Raw genomic sequence first — 11,415 nt, 5'->3', positions numbered from 1 at the left:
AAAACGCCCGTCACGTTCGGACGGGCGGTTGTTAAGCGGCTTCCGATCAGTCCAAGTCAGTCGTGCTTGGTGACCTTGTCCAGATAGCCCATGGCGAAGGCAGAACCAACGAAGGTCAGGTGAATGATCACGTACCATTTCAGGTACTCCAGATCGTAGTTCTTCGCATCCATGAACACCTTGAGCAGGTGGATGGAGGAAATCGCCACGATGGACGCCGCCACTTTCATCTTCAGCGAACTGGAGTCCATCTTGCCAAGCCAGCTCAGCTTCTCGGTGCCTTCGTGAATATCCAGGCGTGAAACGAAGTTCTCGTAGCCGGACAGCATCACCATCACCAGGAGCCCACCGACCAGCGCCATGTCGATCAGCGACAGGAGCTTCAGGATCACATCGGCTTCGGCCAGGGAAAAGATCTGCGGCAGGATGTGATAAAGCTCTTGGAAGAACTTGACCGACAAGGCGAGCACGGCGAGAGAAAGACCGAAGTAGATCGGCGCCAGCAACCAGCGCGATGCGTACATGGTGTTTTCGATGAAGCGTTCCATGGAGAACTCACTGAGGGAGGGAAAATCGCGGCGAGTATACCCATCGCCCAGCATCAGCAGAAGATGCCCAACGCACTGTGGATAACCACAGCCCTGCTGTCTCGCCCAGCTGGCCCTGGCGCGCCTTGTTTCAGGCGTTTCAGCTCTGCCCGTCAGTCTCGGGCTGCGGCTGAAATACACCGCCATGGCTGTGGCGTTCGCCGTTGACACGACGCAACTCGGCCTGCAAGTGCAGACACCAGATCGGCGGTTCGTAGCATTCTACGTAGCCTTGCAGGACTAGGCTCTCGGCAATCGCCGTAAGCACCCCTTCAGCGACAGAGGGCCCATAGAACGGGCCCTGCGCCTTAATAGCCGAAGGCTGTGCTCCCGACATACCGGCAGCGCAAAGCAGTGTCCAACGTCCGTTGTCTCCTGCCAGTGGCTTGATCACGCACTCGATTCGGGTGACCAGGCCCAGGCATTGGCGGGTGAGACAGAGGCTGCGCGGCATGGCGGCGACCCTCGCGGAATCCAGGCTCCAGCCTACACCCCGAACGATCGCACTGTGAAGGCCAAAGTTATCCATGCAATCTGTGGATAACTCTGTGTATGAGGCGTGAGCAAGAACGCCTGCGCGCCTGTCCCGGGCAATCCGGGACAATCGTGCAAGATATGATCAGCTCGCTGCGCCTTCGCCCTCGCCTTTCTTGCGCCGTGGCGCCTTGGCCGGTTTCGCCGCTGCCGCCTCGGCTTCGGCTTTCGCCTTGTCCGCGTCGGCCGGCTTGAGCGCTTCTTCCAGCCCGATCTCGGCGATATCGCGCAAACGCTCGACCACACGGGCGTTGACGCTGCCTTTGGGGAAGCGACCCTTTTCGTCCGGGTGCCCGGCCGCCTCGCCGACCAGCAAGCTCAATGCCTCGTCGACATGGCGCACGGCATAGACGTTGAACTGGCCGGCACGCACCGCCTGCAGCACACGCTCATCGAGCATCAAGTTGGCGACGTTGGAGTGCGGGATGATCACCCCCTGCTCGCCAGTTAGGCCACGCGCCTCGCACAGGCGGAAGAAGCCTTCGATCTTCTCGTTGACGCCGCCGACCGCCTGCACCTCGCCGAACTGGTTGATCGAGCCGGTGATGGCGAAGCACTGCTTGAGCGGGGTGCGCGACAACGCCGAGATCAGCGTGCACACCTCGCCGAGCGAGGCGCTATCGCCGTCGACGTAACCGTAGGACTGTTCCAGGGCGATACTGGCGGAAATCTCCAGCGGAAATTCCTGGGCGTAGCGGCTGCCGAGGAACCCGGTGAGGATCATCACGCCCTTGGAGTGAATTGGCTGACCAAGGCTGACTTCACGCTCGATGTCGACGATGCCGCTGCCGCCCGGATAGACGGTGGCGGAAATCCGCGCCGGCACACCGAAGGCCGAGTCACCCACCTCCAGCACGGTCAGGCCGTTGCACTTGCCGACGGCGGCGCCGCAGGTGTCGATGAGAATGATGCCGGCCAGCATGTCGTCGATGATCCGCGCCGATACACGTCCGGTGCGGGTGGCCTTGGCCTTGAGCGCGCGCTCGATATGGCCGACGTCGGTGATGCTTTCCCCGGCAAGCTGGCGAATGAAGTCGGCCTCGCTGACCAGCTGGAACAGGTCACCAATACGCGCTGACAGGCGCCCCTGGTGCTCTGCCAGGCGCGCGCTGTGAGTAGCCAGGCGCGCCACCGCAGCGCCGGTCAAGGGCGCCATGCCCTCTTCCGAGGTACGCGTTTTCATCAGTTGCGCGAATTGCTCAAGACTTTCTTCGGCGAGCGGGATGTCCTCGTCGAAATCGACCAGTACGCGGAACATCTCCTGGAAGTCCGGATCGGCGTCCTGCAGCGCGTAATAGAGCTGACGCGAGCCGATGATGATGACTTTCAGCTGCAGCGGAATGACCTGCGGGTTGAGGGTGACGGTCGCGATGCGGCCGAGGTCGCCCAGCGGCGACTCCATCTTCAACTGGCGTGAATGCAGGGCGCGCTTTAGCGCCTCCCAGACGAAGGGCTCACTGAGCAGTTTTTCCGCCTCGACCACCAGGTAGCCACCGTTGGCGCGGTGCAACGCGCCGGGGCGCAGCTGACGGTAGCTGGTGTACAGCGCGCCCTGATCGGAGCTGTACTCGATGCGGCCGAACAGGTTGTCGTAAGTCGGGTGCGACTCGAACACCACCGGTGCACCGCCGTTGGCGTGGTGACCAACCACCAGGCTCGGGCAGTACATTTCCTCCAGCAGCTTGCGCAGCTGCGGGTCGGCCTTGTCGACATCCACCAGTTGCTCGACGGCGGTTTTCAGCAGGTTGATCTGCATGGCCTGCAGATAGGCGCAGACGCCGGCGTTTTCCGCGTACTTCTCCGACAATGGCGCCAGCAACGGCTGCAACGCGACGGTGATGGTCTCTTCATTGAGTTGACGCAGCAGGTTGCTCGACTCGCGCTTCCACTGCGGCAGGCTGGCCAACTCCTCATTCAGGCGCTCTTCCAGCGCAGCGATATCCGCATGGAAACGCTCGCGCTCGGCTTCCGGCAACTGAGCGAACTCGGCTTCATCCAGTGCCTTGCCCTCGGCCATCGGGGTAAAGGCGATATTGGTGCTGTCGCGGTACAGGGCCACGCCCTTCTCCAGCGACAGTTTCTCGATCACATCCAACGCCTGGTCGTAGCGCTTGTTGAAACTGCGATCGATGGCGCTCTTCTTCTGCTGGTAGGTCGGTGTTTCGAACACTGCCGGGAAGGTGGCCAGCAGATTGTCGATCAACTGGTTGATATCGGCGATGAAAGCACTCGCGGTGCCGGCTGGCAGCTCCAGCGCGCGCGGCTCGCGCGGCTCGTCAAAATGATTGACGTAAACCCGGTCGGCCGGCGTCTCCATGCGCTTGGCTTCGGCCTTGAGGTAGCGCTGCACGAAGGAGAAGCGTCCAGTACCCGGCTCGCCCATGACGAACACGTTGTAGCCAGGGCGCGGCATGGCCACGCCGAACTGCAGGGCCTCGACCGCGCGGGCCTGGCCCAGTACGCCGCGGAAGGGTTCGAGATCATCGGTACTGCTGAAGTTGAACTGCTCGGGGGCGAAGGGGCGGGTCAGTGAGTCGGGGGCAAGGCGCAAAGCATCGAGGCTACGCTTGGACATTGGCGATCCTTATAGCGGGCGGAAGTTTCCGCAAAACATGGGGTGATTCTGGGCCTGTGGCGCGAAAGGGATCAAGGCTTGATTCAGCTCAGGATGAAAAATCCGAGCGCGTAATAAGCTGCCCACCACCGTCCTTCACGCGAAAGCCGCCATGCCCAGAGCCGATCACCTGCATCTACCCGTCCTGCATGTCGCTCGCCATGACTATGCCGCACTCAATCATCAGCTCAGCGTGCGCGAGGCGCTGGAGAACATACGGGTCCAAGGCCTGGGCGAGCGCATCATCTATTTCTATGTGGTTGACGATGAGCAGCGTCTGATCGGAGTGCTACCCAGCCGTCGTCTGCTCACCGCTGCGCTGGACACCAAGCTGGTCGAACTGATGGATACGGCCATCATCGCGCTGCCCAATCGCGCAACCATCCTCGATGCCTGCCAGATGCTGATCCGTCACCGTTTCCTGGCGCTGCCAGTGGTGGACGAGCAGCAGCGCCTGTGCGGCCTGGTGGATATCGCCCTGCTCAATGAGGAAAGCCACGACCTGCGTCAGCGCAACCAAGCCGATGCGCTGTTCGAAACCCTGGGTTTTCACGTCGCCCAGGTTGGCAACGCCTCGCCATTCTGGGCCTTTCGCCTGCGCGTACCTTGGCTGCTGGCGACCATAGCCAGCGGCACCCTCTGCGCCCTGCTGGCCAGCCTGTACGAGCTCACACTGGCCAAGAGCATCGTCCTGGCGTTCTTTCTCACCCTGGTGCTGGGCCTGGGCGAAAGCGTGAGCATGCAATCGATGTCAGTGACCATCCAGGCCCTGCGCAGCGTGCGGCCCGATCTCGCCTGGTACCTGCGCAGCCTGCGCCATGAACTGCCGACCGCGCTGATGCTCGGCGCCACCTGCGGCAGCCTGGTGGCATTGATCGTCTGGCTCTGGCGCGGCGAAGCCTGGACCGGCCTGATCATCGGCGCCAGCATTCTGCTGTCGCTCGGCGCTGCCTGCCTGCTCGGCCTCAGCGTACCGACGCTGCTGCACGCACTGAGACTTGACCCCAAAATCGCCGCAGGGCCGGTGACCCTGGCAGTCACCGACCTGTGCACACTCTTGTTCTACTTCAGCCTGGCCGCCTGGCTGCTGTAATCGCCAAGATCCTCGGCGCAGCGCAAGCAGTATTCGGCAACCGGCAGGGCGGCCAGGCGTGCCGCTTCGACCGGCTCGCCACAACACAGACACTCGCCATAACGCCCTTCGGCCAGGCGCCGCTGCGCCTGGCGCACCAGCAATACACCATGTTCGGCCTCGGCCAGCAGGGCTTCGAGCACTTCGTCGTTCTGCCGCTGCTGCGCCTGTTCGGCGAAATCCGCCGAGTGGCTGCGCCCCAGATCGCGGCGAATCGCCTCGGCGCGGGTGGTGTAGTCATGCAGCAGAGCGTCCAGTACATCACGGTGAGCCATGAGCAGTCTCCTTGCGTTGAAGAGCGCTCAGTGTGATGCGCAGCACGAAGCTCGTGACTGACGCCGGTCAGCACTTGCGCGAAATGTCTTGTTCGACTGCCTTGACACCAATCGACAGCCTGGCCAAAGCTCGGCCATCGCCATGACCAGAAGAACAGCGATCTTGAAACGGATATTCGCCGTCCTTGCCCTGAGCCTCAGTCTTCCCCTGCATGCCGCCACGCTCGAACAACTGGCCAACGCCCCCTACTGGATCGCCCTCGGCCACTACGAGACCGGCAAGCTCGGCGGCTGGCGCAGCTATGTCGACGACGACGATTTCTTTCTCGCAGAAGATGGCGACAGCAACCCAGCAGCCGAACTGCAGGCGACCCTGAAGGCCCTGTACCAACCCGCTGAACTGGGCGACCGTCACCCGCAATGCGTCTACCCGGCGCGTACCCGCTGGCTCAAGGCGCAATTGCAACTCGATGACCTGCCCAGCCCCGACTGCGCCGAATACCGAAACTGGATCGCCGACGTCAATCCGCACAGCACGGTGCTGGTGTTCCCAGCGGCCTACCTGAACAGCCCCTCGTCGATGTTCGGCCATACCCTGCTGCGCATCGATCAACCGGATATCGACAGCCACAACACCGCGCTGCTGAGCTACGCACTGAACTTCGGCGCCTTCATCGAAGGCGACGACAACAGCATTCTCTATGCCTGGCGTGGCCTGATGGGCGGCTACCCCGGCCTGTTCGCCCTGGTGCCGTATCGCGAGAAACTCAGCGAGTACAACCGCCTGGAAAACCGCGACCTGTGGGAATACCGGCTGAATCTGACGGCAGAAGAAACCGCGCACATGGTCGAACACGTCTGGGAGCTCAAGCAGATCCGCTTCGACTACTTCTTCTTCGACGAGAACTGCTCCTACCGCCTGCTGGAGCTACTGGAAATCGCCCGCCCCGGCATCGAGCTGACCGAGCACTTCCCGCTCACCGCCATCCCCACCGATACCGTGCGTGCGGTCAAGGATGCCGGGCTGATCGAACGCATCGACTATCGCCCCTCGCGCGAGCGCGAACTGTTGGCGCGCGCCGAACCGCTCGATAGCGACGAGCAGGCGTGGGTCCTGCGCCTGAGCCAGGATCCAACGCAGCTTGACGACAGCGACTTTCTCGCCCTGCCCACCGAACGCCGCGCGCTGATCCAGGACGCCGCCTTCCGCCTGGTGCGCTACCACGCCAACGATGAAGAACGCAGCAGCAACGCCCAGCGCAGCTTCCAGTTGCTCGGTGCGATCAATCGCAACCCGCCACCGCCTTTGCAGGTCGAGCGTCCGCCGCTACCTGAGGAAGGCCATGAGTCGCGCACCTGGCAACTGGCTGGCGGCAGCCGCGACGATCGCGCCTTTGCCGAGTACGGCTTGCGCATGGCCTACCACGACCTCAACGACAACCTAGACGGCTTCCCGCTCGGCGCACAGATCGAGATCTTCCAGCTCAAACTGCGCCAGTACGAGAACAACCACTGGCAACTGCAACGCCTGGACCTGGCCAACATCCGCTCGCTGACACCGCGCAATGCCCTGCTGCAGCCGCTGTCCTGGCAGGTTGGCGGAGGCCTGGAGCGGGTGCTCGGCGAAGATGGCGACACCCGGCTGGTAGGCCATATCAGCGGCGGCGCCGGTGCCACCTGGCAGTTGCACGATGACCTGCTCGGCTTCGTTCTCGGCACCGCGCGCCTGGAATACAACGAGGATTTCGCTGCCGTGATCGCCCCGGCGCTGGGCTTCAACAGCGGGCTGCTGTGGCGCAACCCGTTGGGTAACCTGACCTTGGAGGCGGCCGGCGACTACTTCCACAACGGCGAAGTGCGCCGGCGCCTGTCGCTCAACCAACAGTGGGAAATGTCACGCAACCTCGGCCTGCGCCTGAGCGCCCAGCGCGAGTTCAGCCAACTGGCCAGCCCGGTTAACGAAGTGAGGCTGGAGCTGCGCTGGTATCACTACTGATCGAGCCCGTGCTCAGCGACCACTCGCCAGCCCAAAAGGAGGCTCGACGCTGATGGCAGGCAGCTCGCTCAAGCCTCGCTGTGCAAGCGTCCGGGCTCGTTCAACAAGCATTCACGCACCTGCATCAGGGCGAAGCCCAGCAGGTTAAGGCCACGCCAGGTCGCGGGCGAATGAGCATTGGCATCCCCCTCTGCCAGGCCGATACCCCAGACGGGATCGACCGGGCTGGCCTCCACCAGCAAACGAGGTGCGGTTCCCATCAGGTAACGTGCCAGCTCCGGGTCTTGGGAGAACTTGCCGAGATTGCCCTCGAAGACGATGGCTTGACGGTTTTCACGCCAAAGCGCCTCGTCGAAACCACGGATTTCACGGCCTATCGCCTTGACCTCATTCGGTATGCGCGCTGCCAGGATGCGCTGCAGCGCATCGGCATCATCGAACAGACGTGCCTTGCCAGCCATCATGTAGTGCTCGGCCGTTGCGTAGCGGATGCCTCCGAGGGTAAAGGCCGAGGGATACCACTGACTCAGACAACTCTTGCCAACCGGCGTCCCCGCCGCACGGCTGTGCCCCCAGAAATACAGATAGTCGAAACGATGCCCAGCTGTGCAGGCCTGCTGCAACTGCTCGACGGTCATAGGGTGGCGCATGGGCATTCCTTGCATGGAGTGAATCAGGCGCACAGCATACCGGAGCAAAGCACAGCCATCAGTTACCGAGCAGATCCTTCCACTCCAGGCCGAAACGCGCCAGGTACTTGCGCAGCCGGTCGGCATCGTTGGGCTGCGCCTTGCTCAGGCGCGACACCTGGTACAGCCGGCGCCCGGCATCGGACAAACTATCGGCCTGACGACAGACCTCGAGCACCGCCCGTAACTGCAGGCGGTCGAACAGATCCAGCTCGTCCGCCGCCTCGCCCAGCCAGGCCTTCAGCCCATCGTCCTGCTCCACCTGGCCCCAGGCTCTGCGCAGGCGCTCGATCTCCTCACGCACCTGCTCTTCATCGATACGCCCGCTGTCGGCCAGGGTCGCCATGCGCGTGATCGAGGCCGACAGCTCACGGAAGTTGCCCTGCCAAGCGGCCTCGCTGGAGCTGGCGAAGGCCAGATAGCGCCGCCGCGCCTCCAGATTGAAACGCACCAGCCGTCCCTGCTCGCGGGCATGGCGCTGCAGCTCGAAATCGATGTTCGGCTCGATATCCTCGCGGCGCCCGGCAAGGCCTGGCAAATCGAAGGTCCAAAGGTTGATCCGCGCGTAAAGGTCTTCGCGAAACAGACCTTCAGCCACCCGCGCGCGCAAGTCGCGGTGGGTGCCGGCGATCAGCAGGAAGTCGCTGCTCACCTCCTTGTCTGAGCCCATGGGAAAGAAGCGTTTCTCCTCGACAGCCTTGAGCAGCATGGCCTGCTCGTCCAGGCCCAGCTCACCAATCTCGTCGAGGAACAACATGCCACCATCGGCAGCGCGCAGCAGGCCATCACGAGCGTTCTGCGCGCCAGTGAAAGCGCCCTTGATATGGCCGAACAGCGCCGACATCGCGCCATCGCCGCGCAAGGTGGCGCAGTTGACCTCGACGAAGCGACCATCGACCAGATGGCGGCTGCGCTTGAGCTCGTACACCCGCCGCGCCAGAAACGACTTACCCGCGCCGGTCGGGCCGATCAGCAGCATGGGCGCCGAGGAGCGCACGGCGACTCGCTCGATCTGCTCGATGGAGCGGTTGAAGGCGGCATTGCGCGTGGCGATGCCCGACTTGAGGAAGGCCAGCCCCTCCAGGCGTGTGTTCTGAAAGCGCGAGGCGATGCGGTCATAGCGCGACAGATCCAGGTCGATCAGCGTGTAGGTGCCCGTGACCGGATCGACCTCGGCGCGCCTGCGTGTGGGTGAAGTTTGTATCAGCCTTGCCGGTAGATAGCGCGCCTCGGTCAGCAGGAACCAGCAGATCTGCGCGACGTGCGTACCGGTAGTGATATGCACGAGATAGTCCTCGTGTTCGGTATCGAAGACATAGGCATTGGTGAAGTCGTGCAGCGCGCCATAGACCTCCTCGAAATCCCAAGGGTTGCGCAACTGCATTTGTTGCAGGCGCACCTCGGTTTCCGGGGAGATCTGCTCGATGTCCGCGCGAATGCGCTCGGCAAGGCCGATATCACGTGCGTCGGAGCCGTGGATCAGCTCCAGACGGTCGATCAGCAGATCCGGCTGCTGACACAGGCCGATACTCGGCCGCCATTTGTTCCAGCGATTGGCACCCTTGCCGACCCGATCCAGGGTGGTGCCGATAAAGCCGATGGCGACGGTACGCTTGCGAATCATGTTCAATCCTCGTAGACCCTCCAGCATCTTATCCAAAAAGATAAATTACGATCTATATAGATATCATGCTGCTGAAGCCGACCACCTCAAGATCCAGCAAAAATCATCTCGAACAAAAATAAAATACTTTTAAATCAATACTTTAAATAAAAATAAGAACTCGAAAGATAAACCTGGCACAGCCGCTGCAATAGTCCTGGCAACAACGGACAACACTGCGAGACGCCAAGATGGCCAACTTCAACCTGTTCAACACCCGCCAAGCCCAACTGCCGGCCAGCGACACGCTGAACAAACAGCAGGCGCCGGCTTATGCCTACAAGCCCAAGCACAAGCTGGCCCAGCTGGCGGTCACCGGTTGCCTGAACCAGACCGTCTATGCCGATGCGCAAACCCAGTTGGACGAAGTGCTCAAGCTGGTCGGCGAGCTGGACGCCCGCTATGTGGCCAAAGCCGCGCTCTATGCCCGCAAGAAGGGCCACATGAAGGACATGCCGGCCCTGCTGCTGGCAGCCCTGGCCGCACAACGCTCGAGCCTGGTGCCGGCCTTGTTCGAGCAGGTAGTGGATAACGGCAAGATGCTGCGCACCTTCGTGCAGATCCTGCGTAGCTGCGTGACCGGACGCAAGTCGCTCGGTTCGCAGCCCAAGCGTCTGGTGCAGAACTGGCTGAACACCGCCAGCGAACGCCAACTGCTGCAGGCCGCAGTCGGCAACCAGCCGTCGCTGGCCGACGTGGTGAAGATGGTTCACCCCAAGCCGAGCGAGGCCTGGCGTGAAGCCTTCTTCGCCTGGTTGATCGGCAAGCCGGCCGATGCTGCTGCCCTGCCGCCGTTGACCCACGCCCTGCTGGCGTTTCGCAGCGGCGCGAGCAGCGAGTTGCCGGACGTGCCGTTCCAACTGCTCGGCAACGAGACGCTGAGCGCGGCGCAATGGGCCGAACTGGCCGGACGCATGGGTTGGCAGGCGCTGCGCATGAACCTCAATACGCTGGTGCGCCATGGCGCATTCGCGGTCGAGGGCTGTGCCGAAATGGCGGCGCGGCGTCTGGCCGATGGCGAGGCAATCGGCAAGGCGCGGGTCTACCCGTACCAGTTGCTGGCGGCCTACCGCATGACCGGCGACGGCGTGCCAACGACGGTGCGCGAGGCGCTGCAGGATGCTCTGGAGCTGTCGCTGAGCAATGTACCGGCGCTGAGCGGTCAGGTGGTGGTATGCCCGGACGTATCCGGCTCGATGGCGAGCCCGGTGACCGGCTACCGCCAGGGCGCGACCACTGCGGTGCGCTGCATCGACGTGGCGGCGCTGGTGGCCGCAGCGATCCTGCGCAAGCAGCCGCAGGCCCAGTTGCTGCCGTTCGAGAACAAAGTGGTGAAGATGACGCTCAACCCGCGTGACAGCGTGATGAGCAACGCTTCGAGGCTGGCGGCGATCTGCGGCGGCGGCACCAGTTGCTCCGCCCCGCTGAAGCAGTTGGCCGATGCCAAGGCGAAAGTGGATACGCTGATTCTGGTTTCCGACAACGAATCCTGGATCGACGCCCGCCGCCATGGCGCCACCGAGACGCTGCGGCAGTGGGAGCGAATCAAGCAGTTCAACCCGCAAGCGCGGCTGATCTGCATCGACCTGCAACCCCATGGCACCACCCAGGCGCCGGATCGTGCGGATATCCTGAATGTCGGCGGCTTCAGCGACGCGGTGTTCGACGTGGTGGCGCAGTTCGCCAGCGGTACCTTCGGCGCCGGCCACTGGGTCGACGCCATCGAGCAGATGGAGATATGAGAACGCGCCCGGCCGACTGGGGCCGGGCGCACAGATCAACGATTCAAGCGTATTCGAATGCTGATGGGACTACATCCAAGACGTCTCATCACGAACTTGTCGACTACGAGCGAAGGCACGAATGCCAGTGGCTGTACATCGGTTATGCCGGTTTCGATACCGGCCCGTGGCAACACGGAACAG

The 11,415-nt window shown here is 62.8% G+C and carries 9 protein-coding genes; 3 read left to right on the top strand and 6 right to left on the bottom strand.

The features are described from left to right. Positions 1-56: 56 nt before the first annotated feature. The 3 genes from BLT86_RS25495 to BLT86_RS25485 all read right to left on the bottom strand — a co-directional run bounded on the left by BLT86_RS25495 (position 57) and on the right by BLT86_RS25485 (position 3,696). Positions 57-548 (bottom strand): TIGR00645 family protein, encoded by a 492-nt coding sequence (locus BLT86_RS25495; RefSeq protein ID WP_004423362.1) that lies wholly within the window; start codon positions 546-548, stop codon positions 57-59. 139 nt (positions 549-687) lie between these two features. Continuing rightward, positions 688-1,041, bottom strand: a complete 354-nt coding sequence (locus tag BLT86_RS26185; protein WP_074860656.1) for a PA4575 family protein — start codon at positions 1,039-1,041, stop codon at positions 688-690. 165 nt (positions 1,042-1,206) lie between these two features. Beyond that, positions 1,207-3,696 (bottom strand): Lon protease family protein, encoded by a 2,490-nt coding sequence (locus BLT86_RS25485; RefSeq protein WP_092380263.1) that lies wholly within the window; start codon positions 3,694-3,696, stop codon positions 1,207-1,209. A 151-nt stretch (positions 3,697-3,847) separates the two neighbouring features. Between BLT86_RS25485 and BLT86_RS25480 the strand changes: the two genes are divergently transcribed. Continuing rightward, the gene (locus BLT86_RS25480; protein WP_064494192.1) at positions 3,848-4,828 is read left to right on the top strand and encodes a magnesium transporter; all 981 of its coding nucleotides are present in this window, start codon (positions 3,848-3,850) and stop codon (positions 4,826-4,828) included. On the opposite strand, the gene BLT86_RS25475 is transcribed toward BLT86_RS25480, so the two are convergent. Continuing rightward, positions 4,798-5,142, bottom strand: coding sequence for a TraR/DksA family transcriptional regulator (locus BLT86_RS25475; protein WP_045734311.1), 345 nt, complete (start codon positions 5,140-5,142; stop codon positions 4,798-4,800). The two genes, BLT86_RS25480 and BLT86_RS25475, sit on opposite strands and share 31 nt — an antisense overlap. Positions 5,143-5,284: 142 nt before the next feature. Between BLT86_RS25475 and BLT86_RS25470 the strand changes: the two genes are divergently transcribed. Then, positions 5,285-7,138 carry an Lnb N-terminal periplasmic domain-containing protein gene (locus BLT86_RS25470; RefSeq protein WP_197676088.1) on the top strand — a complete coding sequence of 618 codons (1,854 nt, stop codon included), beginning with the start codon at positions 5,285-5,287 and terminating at the stop codon, positions 7,136-7,138. A 68-nt stretch (positions 7,139-7,206) separates the two neighbouring features. On the opposite strand, the gene BLT86_RS25465 is transcribed toward BLT86_RS25470, so the two are convergent. Together BLT86_RS25465 and rtcR are read right to left on the bottom strand one after the other, a co-directional pair. After that, complete coding sequence (locus BLT86_RS25465; protein ID WP_026088681.1) at positions 7,207-7,788, bottom strand: NADAR family protein; 582 nt, start codon at positions 7,786-7,788, stop codon at positions 7,207-7,209. A 58-nt stretch (positions 7,789-7,846) separates the two neighbouring features. Then, positions 7,847-9,451: an RNA repair transcriptional activator RtcR gene (gene rtcR / locus BLT86_RS25460; protein ID WP_017678041.1), complete on the bottom strand. Its 1,605-nt coding sequence runs from the start codon at positions 9,449-9,451 to the stop codon at positions 7,847-7,849. Positions 9,452-9,681: 230 nt separating this feature from the next. Between rtcR and BLT86_RS25455 the strand changes: the two genes are divergently transcribed. Then, positions 9,682-11,232: a vWA domain-containing protein gene (locus tag BLT86_RS25455; RefSeq protein WP_017678042.1), complete on the top strand. Its 1,551-nt coding sequence runs from the start codon at positions 9,682-9,684 to the stop codon at positions 11,230-11,232. Positions 11,233-11,415: the final 183 nt, after the last annotated feature.

The organism is Pseudomonas sihuiensis (assembly GCF_900106015.1).
Taxonomy (GTDB): Bacteria; Pseudomonadota; Gammaproteobacteria; order Pseudomonadales; family Pseudomonadaceae; genus Aquipseudomonas; species Aquipseudomonas sihuiensis.
This window is presented reverse-complemented; position numbering and strand designations above follow the sequence as displayed.